The following is a 20,791-nucleotide window of genomic DNA, read 5'->3' on the forward strand; positions in this document are numbered from 1 at the left end:
AAAAGAATCTGAGAAAGAGTCTTTTGGCTGTGGCACTGCTCCTTGGGGGCAGTGCTGTGGCAGCCACCGCACCTGTTGATTATGTCAACACGCTGGTAGGCACACAATCAAACCACGCACTCTCAACTGGCAATACCTACCCTGCTATCGCACTCCCCTGGGGCATGAATTTCTGGATGCCTCAGACTGGAAAGATGGGCGACGGATGGGCTTATACCTACGACGCAAGTAAGATTCGCGGATTGAAGCAGACCCATCAGCCTTCGCCCTGGATAAACGACTACGGACAGTTTGCCATCCTTCCCACTGTTGGCACCGTGTTCGATGAGGACAAGCGTGCCTCATGGTTCTCGCATAAGGCCGAAACGGCCCGTCCGTATTACTATAAGGTGTATCTGGCTGATTACGACATCACAGCCGAGGTAACACCCACTGAACGTGCCGCTGTGATGCGATTCACTTACCCCGACTCCAAAGAGTCACGCATCGTAGTGGATGCTTTTGATAAGGGTTCGATGGTACGCATTATCGACGATTGCCACATTGAGGGTTATACCACCAAGAATAGTGGCGGCGTACCTGAGAACTTTAAGAACTATTTTGTGATTGAGAGCGACAAGCCGTTCACATTCCTCTCTACAGTAGCAGATGGCAAGATACAGGCCGACAAACGCGATTTTGAAGGTAATCATGCAGGTGCAGTAGTAGGATTCCAAACGGTTCGTGGCGAGACTGTAACCTTGCGTATAGCCTCATCGTTCATCAGCGCCGAGCAGGCCCGACAGAACCTGAAAGAGGTTAGCAATCGCTCGTTCGACACCGTATGCAATGACGGTCGCCAGCGTTGGAACACCATCCTTAGTAGACTGGAGGTTGAAGACAACAATGTTGATCACTTGCGCACCTTCTATTCTTGTTTGTATCGTTCGGTTCTATTCCCCCGTATGTTCCACGAGGTAAACAAGGCTGGCGAGATTGTACACTACAGTCCTTTCGACGGACAGGTGCACAGCGGACGTCTGTTCACCGATACTGGTTTCTGGGATACCTTCCGTTCGCTCTTTCCACTGCTCAACCTGGTATATCCTGAGATGAGCCAGCAGATGCAGGAGGGATTGGTGAACACCTATAAGGAGAGTGGATTCCTACCAGAGTGGGCCAGTCCTGGTCATCGCGGCTGCATGGTGGGCAACAACTCAGCCGCGGTGGTGGCCGATGCCTATCTGAAAGGCATGCGCGGCTACGATGTGGAGACACTCTGGCAGGCTGTAAAGCACGGTGCCAATGCTGTTCATCCTCAGGTATCAAGCACAGGCCGACTGGGATTTGAATATTATAACCGTCTGGGCTATGTGCCTTATAATGTTGGTATCAAAGAAAATGTGGCACGCACCTTAGAATATGCATACGACGACTGGTGTATCTATCGTTTAGGACAGGCACTCGGCAAATCTAAGAAAGAACTGAAACCTTATAAGGAGCGTGCCTTGAACTACCAGAACGTGTTCGACAAGGAAACCCGATTGATGCGTGGCAGAAATGAGGATGGTACCTTCCAGAGTCCGTTTAATCCACTGAAGTGGGGCGACGCCTTTACCGAGGGTAACTCATGGCACTACACCTGGTCGGTTTTCCACGATCCTGCAGGATTGATTCGTCTGATGGGAGGTAAGGAGAACTTTGTAACTATGCTCGACTCCGTATTTAACCTGCCACCTGTTTTCGACGAGAGCTATTATCGTGCAGTGATTCACGAGATTCGCGAGATGCAGATCATGAATATGGGTAACTATGCCCATGGTAACCAGCCCATCCAGCACATGATTTATCTGTACGACTGGGCTGGACAGCCTTGGAAGGCTCAGTACTGGGTGCGTCAGGTGATGGACCGCATGTATCAGGCCGCACCTGATGGCTACTGCGGCGATGAGGACAACGGACAGACTTCGGCCTGGTATGTGTTCTCAGCTCTCGGTTTCTATCCCGTTTGTCCGGGTTCAGGGCAGTATGCACTGGGCACACCTTACTTTAATAAGATAACCCTGCATCTGGCCAACGGCAAAACACTGGTTATCAATGCCGACAGTAACAGCACAGAAAACTGCTACGTAAGCGAGATGAGCGTGAATGGTGCTGCTTATGATAAGAACTATCTGGAGCACACCGACCTGCTGAAGGGTGGCCGTATCGATTATCGTATGTCGTCAAAGCCCAATCAGCAACGAGGCACTAACGAGAACAGCCTCCCCTACTCGTTCTCAAATAACAGCCTAATTGTTAAATAGATATAATTCCTTGCAAAAACTTAGTACTTTGTTATACAAGGTACTAAGTTTTTGCTTATCTTTGCCGCAGAAATCTTTTAAAACGGTAAAGATATGAACATTGAAAATGCAAAGTCGCAAATGCGTAAAGGCATGCTCGAGTATTGTGTACTGCTACTCTTGAAGCATCGCCCATCGTATGCCAGCGACATTATCCAACAACTAAAAAACGCCGAGCTACTGGTGGTTGAGGGCACACTCTACCCACTATTAACCCGACTTAAGAACGATGGTTTGCTGCAGTACGAATGGCAGGAGTCAACCCAAGGACCGCCTCGTAAGTATTACGCCCTGAGCAAAGAGGGTGAAAAGTTTCTCGAAGGGTTGGATGCAGCCTGGCAGGAACTCTCTAACACCATTAATTATCTAAAGAATGTAACCCCCAAGTTATTGGAAGTAAAGGATTGAAGAATTGAAAGATTAAAGTTATGAAAAAGAATATTACCATCAACCTGTGTGGGCGTCTGTTTCAGATAGACGAGGATGCCTACGAGCTGCTGCAGCAGTACATTAACTCGCTCCGTTCATCGTTTGGGAAACAGGAGGGCGGCGACGAGATTGTGGACGACATCGAGACCCGCATCGCCGAACTCTTCGACGAACTGCGCCTGCAAGGCATCGAGGCCATCACCATCGAGCATGTTAAGGAAATCATCACCCGTATCGGCAAGCCCGAAGAGCTTACTGGCGAGGATGGCGAGAAGCAACAAGAAGGCAACGGCACCAACTGGGAAGAGCAGGCCCGTTCGGCGGGTCAGAAGATTTATGAGAATGTACGTGCACGTACAGCTGGCAAAAAACTGTATCGCAACCCCAAGGATAAGATGCTGGCAGGCGTACTGTCTGGTATTGCTGTATATACCAATACCGACCCTGTTATCTGGCGATTCCTGATGATATTGTTTACCTTCTGCTATGGTGTGGGTATCTTTATCTATCTTGTGTTGGCACTCGTTATTCCCGAAGCCAGAACACCCGAGCAGTTGTTGCAGATGGAAGGCAAGGATATAACGCCGCAGAACCTGGCCGATGTAGTGGTTGAGGGCGAAAAGCAGCACGTACAGCGCCCCGGTTTTATGCGTCTGTTGTTCATCATCCTCATGAAGATGGTTATAGCCTTTGTCGTTATCATTTCAATCGTCGTGTGCATTGCCCTATCGCTCGGATTCTTCGGCGTGCTCATTGCCACGGTTAGTGCAATGGTGCTGCCACTAAACAGTACCCTACCGTTCAGCCTCGGAGCTATGGGACTGGAAGGCGCATGGGTTAGCAACCCCAAACTGCTCATCATCTTTGTAATCGCCCTGTTCCTGGTATTGCTTCTGCCCATCTATGCCATTATCCACATGGTGCTCTCACTCACAGGCAAGATCCGCCCTATGGGTGTTATTCAGCGCATCGTAAACATCGTGCTTTGGGTTATCGCCGTATGCATCGCAGTGCCCTTAGGTATCACCATAGCCAATTATCATTACGACTATTACCAGGAGCGTTACCAAATCGATTCTACTACCACCTATCAGGGTGTAAAAATGGATGAGAATGATGCCGATTTCCTGCGACGTGGCAGCTGGAATCTGGTAAAGGCCAAGAACTGCGATCATTATACGTATTATGCTATGGATAGCCAGGGGTATAATAACGCGCGTTTTTTGGATGTGTTTAACGATCGTTGCGAGGAGATATTCCAAGCCGAGCGTAAGGAAAAGGTTGAACCAGGCATTTACCAGCTTACATGCTACGCCCGCGCCGAGGGGCCTGGCACCTTTATCTATGCCATGGGTAAAGAGAAACATCTACAAACCATCCCTGTAAACAATAACCCAGAAGACGAAATGGGTTGGAAGCCCATCACCATCGATAGCATAGAAGTAGCTGGCGATTCGATAGCCTACGGCATGTCGTCTGATGCGGTATTCACAGGCGAAACCTGCCGCGCCAAATGGTTCTCGGCCATGGACTTTGTACTTACCCGCACAGCCGACCTGCCAAATACAAAGAAATAATCGTGGTCACAAACAAAAAAAGAGAGCTGATGTTTGTCAGCTCTCTTTTTTGTATTTAATAAACCTCTAACTCGTAGATACGAGCGGCAGAATCCTGCCCCTGTGTAGGAGCTATCACAAAAAGTCGCAAGTAACGCACGCTGGTTGCAGTGAAGCTGCGATCGGTGTAGTTGTTCCGATTGCCTTCGAACATATCCAGCGTTTGCCACTCTTCGGTATCGCTATTACGGCCCTGCAGCAGACAGGTACGGGTGATATAAGCCGACTGCTCACAAGCAGCACTCAGCACACGCCAACGGGTGATAGTGGTAGGCTTGCCAAAATCGAATACAACATAGTTTGGGGCAGCCTGGGCATCGCACCACTTGGTATCAGGGTCGCCATCCATCAGCATGGCTGCGCTTTCGCTATTATTCACCTCGCCTGAGGTGGCGATAACCTTAGCATCGCGCAACAAGTTCACCTGGGGCTGGGTAGCAGCAGCTGTGGTTTGTGCATTGGGCAGGATAGATGTTTGGAACAATGGGGCTGCAGCAGTGCCATCGTTGGCATCATTAGCTACAGTAGCAGCAAACACTACCACATGCTCGTCAGCGGGCAACTGAACCTCGCGAACGCCCTTAGGCAGATCGATGCGTACACGGAACATATAGGTGAACTCATAAGGCTCGTCGCCGGCTCCTGAGTGGCGGTGACTGCCCACCCATGCCACCTCGGCATCCTTGAGATAACCAACGGTCTGACCATCGTGTCCCCACTGGCCAATAAAGCCTGTGTAGTAGGGCACACCTACGGTTTGCTGTTTGCCAGCAACGGTGAAGGTGGCCTGACGGTCGTCGTTGTCCGAAGCTACCAGCAGATACAAGTGACGGTAGTCCTTATCAGTGGGCAGCTGCAAGGTCTGACCCTTACAGGTCAAGCCATTGGCAGCATCTTTCTCGCCAAAGGTGAAGGGGATATCGCCCACGGTGATACCTTCGTCGGGCAGCAGTTCGGCTGCATAGCTGTTACCACCCTCGAAGTTGCCCGAGGTGCGGAACTCGTTGAAGCTGAAACAGTGGCGGTCGAAATCGAGTGCCACCGACTGGGCATCGACAGCGGCAGACTTCTGACCTGCCAGCTGAACCTTATAGGTCTTGACGCTGTAAGGCTTGATATCTACCAGCAGCTGGGTGCCATCGGTCTTGGCATCGGTCAAGGTGCGTTCTGTACCATCGGCCTCAACAGCCTTCACAATAGCAGCAGGGAAGCTGATACGAGCCTGCTGCGCTCCCTTACCACTCATCTCATACACACGAATCACATACTCATTGCTCACCTCGGCACGCTTCAGGGCACGAACCACAACATTTTTATTATCAGAATTTGCAAACGAGAACTGACGGCCTAACTGACCTGCATGGCGGTCGGCATGGAAAGTACGAAGCGGACTGTTGAGACGGTCGGCCTGGCGAACAGCCTCAACAGCATCAAGCTCACCCTGATGACCTACCAGACTATAAGTGAACACATGATGACCGAAGTCCTGACGGGCCTGATAAGCATAGCTACGACCGGGCTTTGGCGAATAGAGCAGCGACAGGCGCAGGGTGTTGTCGGCGGGTTTATCCCAACCGTAGCGCGAATCGTTGAGCAATGTCACACCATAGTCGCCCTTGCGGTCGGTCAGGTCGGTCCACTCGTGGGCATACACCTCGAAACTGTTATCGCGGTTGTTACCACGGCGCACACTACCCAGACCGATATCGTAGGTAGCCTCGGCATTAGCCACGCTGAGTGGGAACTCGGCCTTGAGCAAGGCATTAAGCGAACGCCAGTCGACCTCGTTCTCAAAATCGATGCGATCGGCCTGTGCACCCTCGTACAGATGAATGCGCTGAATGATGTCGCTCTCGCCATATTTCTTCTTAATCACCAGTGTCTGGCGCAGAGTGCCTGGCTCAACAGAGATCTGTACACCATCGTGAACAGGCAGTGGAGCCTTGTCGAGTGTACGCTTCAGGATTTCCCAAGCAGGCCATCTCTCTGAACGGCAGTCGTCGAACACCACCAGGCGCAGACTTTTTCCGTTAGCCACCAGCTGGCGGTTATTCTTTTTATCGATGAGGGATACAACATCACCAAAATCATCTACGGTGAGCTGATAACGCGACGACTGGATGGTGCGACCTGCAGCGGCAGCAGCCATCTTCTTATTGCCAGCAGCCTTAACACCATATACAGCCATACCAGTAGCAGGTACATCGGCATCGAACAGCAGCACGCGCTTACCATCGCGCTCTACTACCTGCGAAGCCACACTACGACCATTAGCATCGGTTACACGGTAATCGCGGTTATCTTTCACTTCTACCTGTGCGATGGCACGGACGGGGGTCGTCTCATTGTTATAAACCACAACAGGCTGACCAGAAACACGTGTATCCATCTGACGGGCGATGCCAGAAACGCTGTGTGTCAGCACATCAGAGAACTTCTTGAGTGCCAGCAGCTCGTCGTTCCACGAGAACTCGTAGGCACGGGGAATGCTGGTACCAGTCAGGTCATCGTGGAACTGATGCCAGATGACGCGCTTCCACGTATCGGTCATCACATCAGCTGGATAGCTGGCAGCGCCCAGCCAGTCGGCCATCACTGCTGTACGTTCAGCCGCATCACCCAGGTGTTCGTTCTGACGGTTATACAGTTTCATGGCAGCCTGGGAAGTATAGCAGCCGTTGCCATGAACGTCCATAGGCAACTCACCGTTGAATACTGGCAGTTCAGGGTGCTTGTCGTAAGGCAGATAATCTTTGTAAATCTGATCGCTGGTAGCACTCACAATCTTAATCGGACCGCTACCTTTGATACCTTTCTCGATAGCACGCACTGAGGCGATGGTGGGCGAACCACCGATATCGCCAGTACCATAGTAATGATAGGCCTGACCAAGCGGACTCTCACCTATCTCACGCAGCAACTGTTGGTTCTGCGACAGGTCTTCGTCGTTGTATCGCTGACTGTAGTTAAAACCGTGGGTCATCATGATGCGACTGCCATCGATACCCTGCCACAGGCCAATGGTGTAAGGATAACGCTTGCCACCCTCGTAGAAGGGATTGGTACGCCACACCAGTTTCTGCGACGAGAAACCAATCAAGCCGCAGTGAGCTGCCAGTGTGGGCAGCGTGTAACCAAAGCCAAAGCAGTCGGGCAAGAACACATCGGTGCTCTCTGTATTGAACTCCTGACGGTAGAACGTCTGACCCAGCAAGATGTTACGCAACCACGATTCGGGCGAGCAGATAATCACCTCGTTGGCATCCCAGCCGCTACCGGTCAGGTGCCAGCGGCCATTGGCCACATAGTGTTTCAACTCGGCAAACTGCATCGGATAGTACTCCTTCATCCAGCTGTACTTCACAGCACCCTCAAAATTAAAGATGTAACTTGGATACTTTTTCAAAAGCATCAAGTTCTGGTCGATGGTACTCTTCACGTAATCGCGAATAGTGGTTTGCACGTCCCAGTTCCACTGGGTGTCAAGATGGGCATCGGCTACCATGTAGGCTTTCTTCTCGGTCTGCGCCATAGCTCCCGACGAGAGCAGCGCAGCCACAGCCACCGATAAAATTTTTTTAGAATTTTTCTTAATCATAGAATTTTTATTAATGGGTTGGTGCCGCAAAAGTAGCCAATTATACCTAAACCGGAGTTCTCATTTCTGCCTTTTTTGTAGTTATTTGATGGAAACGGTAATTTCTGAGCCTGTTTTCCAGGCACTGTACTTTACTCTGCCACCATTTACGTAGCCGATACGCAACTGACGCTGAACGGGAGCCAGTTGTCCATCCTTCTGAGTGAGGGTTACCTTGAGCTGGTTCTTCAGCTTAACGGCCTTCATTTCAGTTAGGCGATACTGTCCCTTCTGATAGTCAAAGCCATCACCTGCATCCTCATACAGCTGTCCTTCGGCCTGTCCGTTGGCATCCACGCATACCAGCAAGGTGAGCGAGTCGGTACGCATCTCGGCTGTGCTCTGAGCCAGATTAGCCAGAGGGATAATCGAACCAGGGCGCTGGCGCAGTTCGGCCTGATAGCTATCTGTATTGGCCTCGAGTGTCAGCTTCTGCCAGCTGCCACCATCAGGCTGAGCCACATCGGCAGCCCACTGTGGACGGACCATCAGGTCGGCACCCAACAGGAAAGCACGATCCTCGTTACGCAAACTCAAGTCCTTAGAATTACTCATAAACAGCGGACGCATCACGGGCATACCATCCACACTGGCCTCGCGGAAACAGGTGTAGATATAAGGCATGAGCATATAGCGGCGGTTGATGGCAGTACGACACACATCGAGCACCTTTTCGTCGAAAGCCCATGGCTCCTGATCGATAGTACCCTTAGTATTGTGGTTGCGCACAAAGGGGAAGTAAACACCCAGTGCCGTCCACTGAGCCACCAACTCGGCATTGGAGTTCTCACAGAATCCACCGATATCAGGCCCATTGAATGGCTGACCACTCAAGCCCAAGGTAAGCGTCATGGGCACGCTGAGTTTCATCTGCTCGGGCGATGAGAGGTTATCGCCTGTCCAGGTAGCCGCATAGCGATGACCACCTAAGAAGTTTGAACGTGAAAGGATGAACGGACGCTTCTGCGGGTTAGCCAACAGCAGACCCTGACGACTGGCACGCACCATGTTCAGGCCGAACACATTATGGAAACGCAGATGTGGACCTGCAGCGCCACCATCGCCATTGAGGTGCTGGTTATCGCGCGGCATGGTGCTCTCTTTCTGTCCAAACACGGCGGGTTCGTTCATATCATTCCAAACACCATCCACACCCTTGGCCATAAAGTCCTTATATAATGTGGCCCACCAGGTACGCACCTCGGGACGGGTAAAATCGGGGAAGTGACAAGCGCCTGGCCACACATCGCCCTCGAAAGGCTTTCCATCACGTGTTTTCACCCAGTAGTCGCCAGCGGTACCCTGATCGTCAACAAAGTAACCTTTCTCTACCTTCACACCTGGATCGATCATATACACCGACTTAAAGTTATTCTGATGCAGATAATCGTTCAGACGATTAGGATTGCTGAAGCCCTTTGGATCGAAAGTAAAAATACGATAGCCGTCCATATAGTCGATATCCATCCAGATTACATCTGATGGGATACGATGCTTGCGCAGCTTGTCGGCCACCTCCATCACCTTACTATCTGGATAGTAGGTAAACTTACATTGGTGGTAACCTAACGACCACAAGGGTGGCAGCGACATAGTACCGGTGAGACCAACCAATGCCTGCATAAGAGCTTGAGGACTCTGGCGCTCGATAATGAACACACGGAAGGCAGGCCCCTCGCTATCAAAGGTTACCTCGTGGTCGGCGGTGGTAATCTTTTGTCGCCAGGTGTTATCGGCAATGATACCAAAGGCTGTACCATCCTTGCGTAATCCCATCACCCATGGGTGACTCTGGTAAAGGTGAGTACCGCCATCAACACCATAGGCAGGAGTATCAACATTCCACAACTCGATGGTTCGACCATTACGGCGCAGCGGACCTGTTACCTCGCCTGTGCCATAGAAATCCACATCGTCGGCCACGCGGATAGTAGCAATACTATGACCATTCTGCTGACTGAAAGCCACGCGCAGAGGCCACTTGGCATCCAACGGATTAACAGCTGCAGGCTCCTGTTCAAAAATGGGCGAAGGCTGATGCTGCTTAGCATCGTAATGGGCAGGATAAAACACAGCCACACTATCGTTGGTGATAAATGCAGACTGAGCCATCGCAACAGATGCGATGGCCAGACTACTAAGGATAAAACTGATTCTTACAGTCATGATAACTAACTATTAATTAACCCAATTGTTTTTTCATTTCACTAACTCTGCCTGGATGGTTTCGTTAAACAAATCTACTTTGATGCGATAACGCCCATCGACCGACAACGTCCACTTAGTATCATCGCCACCAGTGTGAAAACGCTGATCCTTAAGAATATCCGTATCGGCAGCATAAGGATGGATGGATTTGGGATGCCAACGATCCTGGCCCTGGAACTTAAAGCTGCCAGGTTCTTCAACCTCGGGGTGGCGTTTCAGCTCGCCCTCCCAAGTCCAGATACAAGGATTATTCAGGTCCTGTTTCATCAGAAGCATATGGCCCTCTGACTTCCAGCCTACCTCGGTGGCACCGCCAGCCAAGAACAGCTCGCCCCAAGGCTGGAACAGTTCGCCACGCAACTGTTTTTTCTCAGTATCGATATGGAAACGGTAACGATCCTCGCTTACCACCACCTGCCAGGCGGCCTGCTTGGCATCGGTAGTGATGGTATAGTCGACACCTTTGTTTACGATATTGGCATCGGGGGTATTAGCCACCAGATAAGCGGTGCCCTTGCCTGCTTTCTTGGCGGTACTGATACGCAACTCACCTGCCTGCAGGCGACCTGCATACTTAAAATCGTTATCGCTTACCTTGGTGAGCTTCTGGGCACCACCAGGCACAGCGGTTCCGATAATCCACAGTTCCTGATACTGCTGGGCACACAAGGTGATACACACCACCAGTGCAGCCATCATCATATATAATCTTTTCATCACGCTTACATTATTTAATAGTTACCACTGTTTTCTTATCACACGCTGTACGAGCCACATTTACGGTGAGCAAACGGCGCTGCGCATCATACTTCCATTCGCTTTCTGCCACCAGACTACCGTTGATAACCACAGCGTTAGGACAATTAACAGCCAGGAACTCTACGGTGTACGAACGGCTCTCAGGCATGCCCGCAAATTTTCCCTCACGGGGAAGAATGGTGAGCGTGTTACCATCGTGACTGATAGTAGTGGTGGTATAAGCACCCTGCTTGTAGCCCTCGGTATCGCCCTCATCCTCATAGAGCAAGGTACGTCCGTTGCCACCAGGCACCACCTTCAGTATCAGACGGTCAGGACGTGTGTTGAGATTCATCATCGGTGGGTTGTTCACTATCACACTACCGGCACGGAAGAAGTAAGGAATCTCCTCCATGGCATAACGGTCGGTAAAGGTGCGGTTGCCCTCAACCACCTTATTGCGGCACACATCAAACCAACGGCCCTCGGGCAGCCAAGTACGACGGGCTGTCATACCATCGCTCTCGGGCTTGGTAACAACAGGTGCCACCAGGATATCATCGCCAAACATATACTCGTCCTCAAACAGATAAGCATTATTAACCTCTGGCCACTCGTAATAAAGCGGACGACACAGACTAACACCCGTATCGTAAGCCTGGCGGGCTGCGGTATAGATATAAGGCATCAGCGCATAGCGCAACTTAACCGTCTCAAGCAGCGAGGGGAAGTTAGAATACTTCCAGATGCGACGCTCGATACCCTCCCAGTTAGTGGCATGGGTACGGAAGATGGGGGTAAACACACCGAACTGCATCCAGCGCAGATAAATCTCAGGATCGTTGCCGCCTGTCTGCTGGTGTCCGCCTAAATCGTGGCCCCAATAGCCAAAGCCTACATTCGAGGCAGTGGCAGTAAAGTAAGGCTGCCAAGCCAGGGTGCCATAGGTTGTGAACGAGTCGCCAGAGAAACCAATCGGGTAACGGTGGCTGCCCAGTCCGCCCCAACGATGGAAAATCAGCGGACGATGGTTGGGACGATTCAGTCGCATATCGTTATAGAACACATGGTTGCACCAGAAGGTCTCGCCCAGTCCGTCAACATACTTGCTGGTGAGGTTCTGCTGCCAGTCGAGCCACCAGAAATCAACACCCTGACGCTCGCGAGCACGGATAATGTGCTTGAACATGTTATGATAGAAACGGCCATCGCTCAGGTTCCAGGGCACACGCTTGGTTTGCTTATCCAATCCCATGTCCTCGCGCAGATCGTTGAAGAAGTCCTCATCATCATCCACGCCATCGGCTGGGTGAAGATTCAGTGACACCTTCAAACCATGCTGGTGCATCCAGTCAATCAGTCCCTCAGGATCGGGAATAGCTGTGCGGTCCCAAGTCCAACCAGTCCATCCCTGTGTGTGCCAGTCCATATCAAAAATCATCACATCCATGGGGATGTTGAAGCGCTTCACATCGTTCACAATCTCCATAAACTCATCCGAGGTGTAACGCTGGTATTTGCTGTACCAGTAACCCAGCACGTAGAGTGGCGGCATGGGCTGGCGACCAGCCACCTTGATGAAATCGCCTAAAGCTTTCTTATACTGATGGCCATAACCCAGGAAGTACCAATCGATGGCCTGCTTATCCACAGGCTCGGCCACCCAGTCGATACCATCCACCTGCTTGTCGAATGCGAATGTGGTTGAGCCATCGCCACGACGGGCCAATGGCGACTCGTCGATAATGCTCCAACCGGCACGCGACAACAAACCATTCTCCAGTTCCTGGCGCTTGTTATCACCAATCTGTCCGTCGAGGGTGCGAGTTGTCCCCTTCAGGTTCATCGCATCGTCCTTACCAGGATACCACAACACGGGGCGACCGTTAAGCTGCATCGAGATGTTGAGCACCTCGGCCGATGGCTTGCGACCATCAATCACGCCACCTATCTTATATTTAAGTGTCAGGGCCGATGTCTTGATTTCAAGATAACCATCCTTCTCTACAGCCGTAAAGGCAGGAACGGGTAAACGACGGTTTACGATAGCAAACGTTGCACGATCTTCGAACAACGAGCGATCGCTGTACTGAATACGGATCATTTCGGGCGTTAATACAGTAAAACGCGCCTTTCCTGAGCGTACAACAGCATCGGGATGAGCCACGGGATTCAACTCCTGTGCCCACGCTGTATTGATACTCAGACAAATGAATAATAAAGTTAGAATTCGTTTCATTTTTATATATTACGTTTTTGTTATTTCATGCACAAAAGTACTGCAAATAGATCACATACAAAAGAAAGCAAGTAAATGTATAACGAATAATAAGCCATATATCAAAGAGTATGCTGATAATCAGCCAGTTCGCTTAAATCAAGTTAGTTATTTGTATAACAGAAATATTGGGCGGTATGCCGACTAAATATCCATAATCAGGTGCTCAAACTGCTCGTTGTCAACCGTCGATCGGTTCTTTATTCGAGTTTTATACGTATTCACCGTATGTACCGAGTAGTCCAGGAACTTAGCGATGCGCTCGCTATCGTTGATACCTAATCGAATCAGGGCAAAGATACGCATCTCGGATGTCAGCGACTGATCGTTATCTGGCAGCTTACGATCTTTCTCCTCGAACAGCGCATTATAACGCTCCACAAAGTCGGGGAACAATTTCAGGAATGTCTGATCGAAAGCCTCATACATATTCTCACGCTCAGCATTAAGTGTAGAGAGCTTCATCATAGAGCGCAGATCCTCGTACTGTCGCGCGGCTATCTTACGATCGATAGCCAGATAAAGTTTCTCCAACTTGGCAATAAACTCGGCATTGGTATAGAATGAACGACCGATATAGGCATTCTTGATCTTATCATCCTCCTGCAACTGCAGATTGGTGAGCTTGAGCTGCTCCAACTGCCCGGCAATGGTTTCACGCGCCTCGGTAAGCTTTAGGTTCTTACGGCGGATAGTCCAGTAGCTCCATAGACATGCCAACAACAGGATAACAAACAGGGCCGTTGCCACAAACAGCCAGTTACGCTGACCACGCATACCATCGTAGCGATCTTGCTCGATAATAGGCAGGATATCATTGATTTCCACCTTACGGAGTCGGGTTCCGTAGAAGTTTACATCCTCTAAAGCCTGATGCACATACACGCTGGCACGTTCATGCTCACCCTCCTTAAAAATCAGACGAGCCAAATGATAAAGAGCGGTTATCTCACGTGTTGCCGTTTCGTTATCAGCCATAGCCGCTTGGGCGAAACATACTATAGCCTTATCCTCATGCTCCAACAAGATATGAGCCCATGCCATCTCTGCCATCGCTTTGGCACGCATGTGCAAGTCGTCACCACATCCATCAAGTACATGTTGCAGCGACTCGAGTGCTTTCTGATGCTCGTGCTCACGCAACTGGCGCGTACCAGTAACCGACCACCACATGCAGGAATTGGGCGGCACAATCTGCTTAAGCGAGTCGAGATACCCATTACTTCTGTTGATATATTTGGTATAAAAGGGTTCTTCCTTGATGTAATCGGCCATATTGCGCCACAGCAAGCTGTTAATCTCATAATAATCCTCGAGAAGTTTTCCGCTAAGTGCACTACGATCTATCGAGAGCATCACATCGTGAGCCTCGCTCAAGATACCAGCCGATATCAACGAGAAAGCAATAGCCTCTTGCGACTGGGCGATATACTGTGGATTCTGCAGACGAGTGGCTAATCCCAAACAAGCATAAGAGTAGTGACGGGCTGAGTCGTAGCGATAGCTTTTGTATTCGTTGTATAGGGCGTACATCTGGGTAAATTCGCGACCTTCGGCCTTGGCTTTAGCCATACCCTCTTTCAGACTTTCAATACGGTCGATACGCTGTTTCTCATAATAGTCACGCTTGGCAAGACTGGCATCCAGTTTGTTTAACCAGTCGGCAGTATTCTTATCAATTGCAGCCTTAACAGGCACCATTAAAAATACCAATAAACATGTTAGTATAGGTTTCCTAATCTTCATTTTAGTTTGAGTCTTCGTTAATCGCAGCCAAAGTTAAAGATAAAAACCCAACCACGCACCATCTCAATTCAAAATATAACAATAATTAACGCCATAAAAACCAACAGGCAATTAATAGCTCACAGAGAGCTACTAACTGCCCATCGGCCGAAATATTACTTTACTACTTACTAATTAGCTGGTTCGAACTTGGTCCACATATCTGTGGCCAGCAAACAGAGTGTCAACGTGTAGCGACCGCTTACCGAGGGCACCCACTTCACGTCGCCACCATTGTCCTGATAACGGAAGGGTGACAGACGATGATCACTCACGGGGTCGGCATTATAGTCAGGCGCGAAGAAGAAGGGATCGCCCCAGCCATTACCAACACCAATCTTAAACTCACCACCAGCATTGAAATCGCCAGTCCAAGCATAATAGTAGGGTTCGCGTGCGCTACCTACCATCTCCAAACGACCATTAGAGGTGTTTGTATTCCAACCTACCGAACAGCCGTTTCCACAAATCCAGATCTGTCCTGGTGTGGGCAACTGAACGATGTCAAGTACACGACAGTCGTTGAAGCCGACGTTGGTATCCACGATAACCGTACGCTTGCCATTGCCATCGAAACGGAAATCGCGCACATCACCGTCTGTATAGTACTCCAACTGCTCGCCTTCGGCCATACCATAGGCAGGATAAGCCTCTGGTGTGGTGGTGAAGTGGAACTTGCAGGCGGTCATGTTCAACGTGGCCTCGTAGATACCGGTACCCAGCTGGCGCTGATCCAGACGCTGGGTACTCTTCTTACCATCATCGGTGGTAATCTGCATGTACAGGTAGGGTGAGTATTTCTCGTAGCCTGTAGCTGTGAACTCGACAGTCGAGAGCTCAGGCTTGATATAGCGCTGCTCGTTCTTGAAGACAGCCAGCAACTGAGCTGTAACCTTGACAGCCTGACCTGGCAACGCCCACTGACTCAGCAGCGTGTTCAGTTCGTCGTGAGTCATCGAGTAAGACAGATTATTTCCTAACTCCATGTAGGCCGAGTGACTATCCTTCTGACCGGTGGGATAAAGACATAACTTGTAGCTGATGCCCTCGGTAGCAGGATCGGCATTCGTGGCCGCATCCCAACTGAAGGTGACGGCCGTCTGGTCGGCCGAGCTCTTGCTAAGGGTAATCTCCTCAACCGAGCTCTTCACGTGCATCTCGTCGGGTTGCTCCTCCAGCGTGAAATACTCTGGGTCCTTGTTGCACGATGTGAACAGTAGTCCTGTGCACAAGGCACTGAATATCATTGCATATTTCTTCATAATCGTATTCATTTATAGCTTAATTACCATTTTCGTTTACCCAGAATGGAGCCTCGCGCAAGTTGGGGTTCTTCTCGTACTCGTCGATATAGATAGGCATCCAGTAGTACTGGCGCTTCCAGATACGGGTCTGGAACACAGTGCGCTTGAAGAATTCCTCAGGAGTGCTACCCTGGAAGTTCATACCATAGTCGTCGCCACACATCTCGGGCAGGTTCTCTGCCTCCTTCCAGCGACGGATATCATACCAGCGGTTGTTCTCGCAGCACAGCTCCACACGGCGCTCGGCACGAATCACACGGCGCAGCTCGGCCTGGGTGTCATCCACATGGATGAACTTCTCGTCCATCGGGCTCACATCGGCAGTAGTGTATTGGCGCACACCAGCACGCTCACGGATACGGTTCAGATACTTCAGAGCCTCCTGGCGCGAAGAGCTGTTGTCGTAGCACTCGTTCACAGCCTCGGCATAGTCGAGATAGGTGAAGGCCAGACGATAGGTGAAGCCCTGACGTGGGGTAATTGATCCTGTAAGGTTATTATCGAGCACGTTCAAGCCCTTACGAGCCAGATAGCCATTCTGTGGGGCATCGTGAGGTGATGAAGTCTGGATATTATCGCGACCGTTATAAAGGAAATCATACTTACGATTGCCTACAGCCAACCAAGCGCCATGGAACGATACGGCATTGTAGAAACGGGGCTCGCGGTTGCAGTACATATTATAGGTGCCACGATCGGTTACCTGTCCGGGCTTACCGGTACCATACTCCCAGTTGGTGATATCCGAACGGTCGTCAACAGAGGTCGACATACCATCCTCTACATAACCTGAGTTAGGATCGCTGATGGGCAGACCGTTCTTGGTAAAGAAGGCATCAACCAAGCCCTGATAAACACCCAGGCCACAACCGCCGCCATACTCACGTACACTCACCTTAACCAGGAAGAAATTATAACTGTTATTCTTAGTTACAGGGAAGGTAATCTCGTGGTTACCCTCGCTCCAACGCTTGATGTGCACGTTATAGGTACTCATGAAGGGGTCGATCTCACCATTAGGACCTTGCTCGGTATAGAGGGCATAGCCGGCTTTCTCGGCCTCGTCGATACAGAGTTTCAAAGCTTCTACAGCACGCACCCATTTCTGTGGATCGTAGGTAGGATTAAAAATCTGTTCACCTTCGTTGTTCACATAATCCTTGTACCAAGGGTTACCATTCACCAGCGGACTGGCGGCAAAGAGCAACATGCGCGAACGAACGGTGAGCGCCATGATGCGGTTGATACGACCATATTTCGAAGGATCGTCATATACAGCAGGCAGTGCCATAGCAGCCTCCAACATCTGCTTATCACAGTAATCAACCACATCGTCGAACTTAGACTGACCTACCATCAAATCTGCCAAATCAAAATCGGTGGGTGCAATATAATCGGGCTTGAAGGGGATACCACCATGGTTTTCGGCCAACTGCCACCAGCCATAGGCGGTAAGGAACTTCACCTCGTTCTTCATTTTGTCAACCTCCGATTGTGGCAGGTCGTGATCAGGCATCGCCTTTACCATATTATTAAAAATGTAGCCATGACGGATATAACGGGGCATCATCTGCCAGTAATTGGCATCCCACTGTGAGTTAATGGTCCACTGGCCGAAAATCTTTGGGATAACTTTGCTCCAATCCCACTGCTGCCAACGCTTTGAAGGAGTCATATCATCGGCGAACACCTCGTAACCATCGGTCTTCAGCTCCCACTTGTCAGGAGTATGAATCACATTATAGACATAGGCCAACCATTGATAGACCTTTTCACGGTTCTCGAACACCATATCGGTGGTCAGCTCGGTATCAGGCTCCTTGTCGAGATAGTCGGAGCACGACACTAACGAGCCACTCATGGCGCTAAGCGCACAGAAAATATATAGAAGTTTCTTCTTCATAACAATAATACGATATACTAAAAGTTAATGTCGATACCGAACATCACAGAACGGTTCATTGGATATTTCAAACCATCGTTGGTACCCAATTCAGGATCCCACAGCTTGAACGACGAGAGGCAGAACAGGTTATTGCCACTGACATACACACGACAACTCTTCACATAGAAACTCTGCAACCAAGACTTGGGCAAGGTATAACCAACCTCAAGAGTCTTACAACGCAGGAAGCTCATATCTTTCTTCCACCAGGTAGAACGACGGTAGTTGTTCACGTTAGGACCATAGGTCAGACGGGGCCAGAAGGCATATGGATCCTGATTGGTCTCTGTCCAGCGATCGTCGAGATTATAACTGTAGGCGTTACCCTCCGTAGTAGTACCACCACCAGGCAGGAAGTAAGGCTGATTACCAATCACACGATACATATCACCTGTGCCTTGGAAGAAGAAATTGAAATCGAAGTTCTTGTAGCTAATCACACCACCGAAACCATACACGATGCGTGGGTCTTCAGTACCACCAATGTAACCTTCGTCGGCCTCGGTAATAGCACCATCACCATCCACATCTACATACTTAATGTCGCCAGGATGCAGAATGGCAGCACCCACACCATCCTGTGTAGGAATACCATCCTTTAAGGTTCCGTCGGCATTAAAGTCGTCGTAGGTGAATAAGCGCTCAGCAACCAATCCCCACAACTCGTTCATTGAACGACCTGTAGCCGAACGATGGGTTCCCTTCAATGCTTCGGGCTCGTCTTTCTCATCTACACGGTTCTTGGCATAAGTAAAGTTACCATAGGCCGAAGTGAACAGGTCCTTGTTCCACTGCTTGTGGAAATTGAGTGTCACCTCTAAACCTTTGTTTGATACCTGACCGAAGTTAGCCCAAGGAGCCTTCACAAAACCAGTCTGAGTGGGAATGATGCTACGCTCCATAAAGATATTCTTACGCTTCTCACTGAAGATATCCACATTCAGGTCGAGCATATTCCACAAACCGACCTCGAAACCAAGGTTCTTCTTGGTCACGGTCTCCCAAGTCAGGTTATCAACACCAATCTCACCTTCGGTGATACCCTTGACACCATCGCGATCATAGTTCTTCTGACCATTGGTTCCCCAAATATAGCCCTCCTCGTTGGTGAAAAGTGTGCCCAGATAGGCAAAACGGCGACCACCAATATTATCATCACCGGCCTGACCAATGCTGGCACGGAACTTGATCTTATGGAAGATAGGTTTCAGTTTCTCCATGAAGTGCTCCTCACTGAGCAACCATCCGATAGCAAAAGAAGGGAAAAAACCGAAACGCTTACCCTTGGCAAAGTTCTCAGAACCGTTGTAACCGAAGTTGAACTCAGCCACATAGCGGTTGTCATAGGTGGCCGACAAGCGACCGGCGATACCCTGCTTACGGTAGTCCTGAATACTACCATCATCATAGGCCTGCTGATTGTAGAGCAACATGGCATCTACATCAGTCTTACCGAAACGACGGTTGTACATCAGGTCGGTCTCGAAATACACGCGGGTGTTACCATATTCATTACCCTGCTCGTTACCCAGCGATTCATCGCCAGCTTCATGCTGCGAGTAAATCAGGTTACCCTCTTCATCACGTCCAGTAGCGGGGAATACGGTACTTGGTTTAGCCGTACGACTACGACGGCTACGGTTCCAGCGGTCGAAACTAAACAGACCCTTAGCCTTCAATCCTGGCAGAATCATCTTCAAATCCTGCTCAACACTGAACAGAGTCTGAATTTTACTTGAAGTAATGAAGTCGTAACCCTGCTGAGTAACCGTACGCCAGGGGTTAGCACGATACGAAATCACAGGAATAGCACCATCACTATAACGGGCTGGATGCACGAAAGGCAAGGTACGGAAAGCCTCACCAAACGCATCATTGGTATTGCAACGCTGCTTCTTGAATCGGTTCAGATAACCACCAATGTTTACACGGAGCATAGTGGTCTTGGTCACGTCCATATCAATGTTGGTGCGCAGATTGTACTGCTGGTTATTGGTTGCATTATCGAAAACCAAACTCTTATCCTGCTCCAGCAGACCAGTCTCCTTAAAATATGAAGTGACAATCGAGTAGCGCAGGAAGTCGGAACCACCGCTCACCTCCAGATTACCACGAGTGGTATAGGCATAATCCTTTGTAATGGCATCCACCCAGTTCACATCAGGATAAAGGTCGGGATCATAGCCAGAGCGGGTACGGTCAATCTGCTGCTGTGTAAAAGGCTGAGCCACCCTGTCCTGAGCAGCCAACTCGTTGAGCAGCGACATATAGTCGGGCGCATTCAGGAACTTTGGCAACTGAGTGGGCTGATTAATAGCGTGTTCAACATGGAAACTCACCTGAGGTGCTCCTATCTTACCACGCTTGGTGGTAATCACAATCACACCGTTAGCACCTCGGACACCATACATGGCCGACGCCGAAGCATCTTTCAATATAGAAAACGACTCAATTTCAGCAACATCTACGTTATCCAAGTCGCGCTCCACACCATCAACCAAAATCAATGGGTTGTTGCTACCAGAGA

General features: G+C 50.0%; 11 protein-coding genes (1 of these 11 only partly in view). 3 read left to right on the plus strand and 8 right to left on the minus strand.

The genetic code is table 11. The features are described from left to right. Window positions 1-8: 8 nt before the first annotated feature. The 3 genes from PRU_RS11220 (at window position 9) to PRU_RS11230 (ending at window position 4,330) form a co-directional block, all read left to right on the plus strand. A complete protein-coding gene (locus PRU_RS11220) occupies window positions 9-2,285 on the plus strand; it encodes a GH92 family glycosyl hydrolase (protein WP_373314259.1) in 2,277 nt (758 codons plus the stop codon). A gap of 93 nt (window positions 2,286-2,378) precedes the next feature. After that, window positions 2,379-2,732 (plus strand): PadR family transcriptional regulator, encoded by a 354-nt coding sequence (locus PRU_RS11225; RefSeq protein WP_013063228.1) that lies wholly within the window; start codon window positions 2,379-2,381, stop codon window positions 2,730-2,732. Window positions 2,733-2,752: 20 nt separating this feature from the next. Further along, window positions 2,753-4,330 carry a PspC domain-containing protein gene (locus tag PRU_RS11230; protein ID WP_013063819.1) on the plus strand — a complete coding sequence of 526 codons (1,578 nt, stop codon included), beginning with the start codon at window positions 2,753-2,755 and terminating at the stop codon, window positions 4,328-4,330. 55 nt (window positions 4,331-4,385) lie between these two features. Here the strand turns inward: PRU_RS11230 and PRU_RS11235 are convergent, their stop codons facing one another. From PRU_RS11235 to PRU_RS11270, 8 genes are all read right to left on the minus strand, one after another. Then, window positions 4,386-7,967 carry a glycoside hydrolase family 38 N-terminal domain-containing protein gene (locus PRU_RS11235; RefSeq protein WP_013064431.1) on the minus strand — a complete coding sequence of 1,194 codons (3,582 nt, stop codon included), beginning with the start codon at window positions 7,965-7,967 and terminating at the stop codon, window positions 4,386-4,388. Window positions 7,968-8,048: 81 nt separating this feature from the next. Continuing rightward, the gene (locus PRU_RS11240; protein ID WP_013063674.1) at window positions 8,049-10,172 is read right to left on the minus strand and encodes a TIM-barrel domain-containing protein; all 2,124 of its coding nucleotides are present in this window, start codon (window positions 10,170-10,172) and stop codon (window positions 8,049-8,051) included. Between the two features lie 33 nt (window positions 10,173-10,205). Beyond that, the gene (locus PRU_RS11245; RefSeq protein WP_080517203.1) at window positions 10,206-10,931 is read right to left on the minus strand and encodes a SusF/SusE family outer membrane protein; all 726 of its coding nucleotides are present in this window, start codon (window positions 10,929-10,931) and stop codon (window positions 10,206-10,208) included. 10 nt (window positions 10,932-10,941) lie between these two features. Further along, a complete protein-coding gene (locus PRU_RS11250; protein ID WP_041386154.1) occupies window positions 10,942-13,191 on the minus strand; it encodes a glycoside hydrolase family 31 protein in 2,250 nt (749 codons plus the stop codon). 183 nt (window positions 13,192-13,374) lie between these two features. Then, complete coding sequence (locus tag PRU_RS11255; RefSeq protein ID WP_013064798.1) at window positions 13,375-14,976, minus strand: DUF6377 domain-containing protein; 1,602 nt, start codon at window positions 14,974-14,976, stop codon at window positions 13,375-13,377. Between the two features lie 170 nt (window positions 14,977-15,146). Then, complete coding sequence (locus tag PRU_RS11260; RefSeq protein ID WP_013064183.1) at window positions 15,147-16,277, minus strand: SusE domain-containing protein; 1,131 nt, start codon at window positions 16,275-16,277, stop codon at window positions 15,147-15,149. Between the two features lie 19 nt (window positions 16,278-16,296). Continuing rightward, window positions 16,297-18,222 (minus strand): RagB/SusD family nutrient uptake outer membrane protein, encoded by a 1,926-nt coding sequence (locus PRU_RS11265; protein WP_013065264.1) that lies wholly within the window; start codon window positions 18,220-18,222, stop codon window positions 16,297-16,299. A 17-nt stretch (window positions 18,223-18,239) separates the two neighbouring features. Then, window positions 18,240-20,791, minus strand: the 3' portion of a protein-coding gene (locus tag PRU_RS11270) for a SusC/RagA family TonB-linked outer membrane protein (protein ID WP_373314260.1). 508 nt of this gene lie beyond the right edge of the window; the window shows 2,552 of its 3,060 coding nt (coding positions 509-3,060); the start codon falls outside the window, past its right edge — the gene reads right to left on this strand; the stop codon is at window positions 18,240-18,242.

The organism is Xylanibacter ruminicola 23, from assembly GCF_000025925.1.
Taxonomy (GTDB): Bacteria; Bacteroidota; Bacteroidia; order Bacteroidales; family Bacteroidaceae; genus Prevotella; species Prevotella ruminicola.

Bases quoted from the DNA above. Each gene is read 5' to 3' on its own strand.
- PRU_RS11230 (WP_013063819.1), top strand. From the start codon at position 2,753: ATGAAAAAGAATATTACCATCAACCTGTGTGGGCGTCTGTTTCAGATA.
- PRU_RS11240 (WP_013063674.1), bottom strand. From the start codon at position 10,172: ATGACTGTAAGAATCAGTTTTATCCTTAGTAGTCTGGCCATCGCATCT.
- PRU_RS11235 (WP_013064431.1), bottom strand. From the start codon at position 7,967: ATGATTAAGAAAAATTCTAAAAAAATTTTATCGGTGGCTGTGGCTGCG.
- PRU_RS11265 (WP_013065264.1), bottom strand. From the start codon at position 18,222: ATGAAGAAGAAACTTCTATATATTTTCTGTGCGCTTAGCGCCATGAGT.
- PRU_RS11245 (WP_080517203.1), bottom strand. From the start codon at position 10,931: ATGAAAAGATTATATATGATGATGGCTGCACTGGTGGTGTGTATCACC.
- PRU_RS11250 (WP_041386154.1), bottom strand. From the start codon at position 13,191: ATGAAACGAATTCTAACTTTATTATTCATTTGTCTGAGTATCAATACA.
- PRU_RS11260 (WP_013064183.1), bottom strand. From the start codon at position 16,277: ATGAAGAAATATGCAATGATATTCAGTGCCTTGTGCACAGGACTACTG.
- PRU_RS11255 (WP_013064798.1), bottom strand. From the start codon at position 14,976: ATGAAGATTAGGAAACCTATACTAACATGTTTATTGGTATTTTTAATG.
- PRU_RS11225 (WP_013063228.1), top strand. From the start codon at position 2,379: ATGAACATTGAAAATGCAAAGTCGCAAATGCGTAAAGGCATGCTCGAG.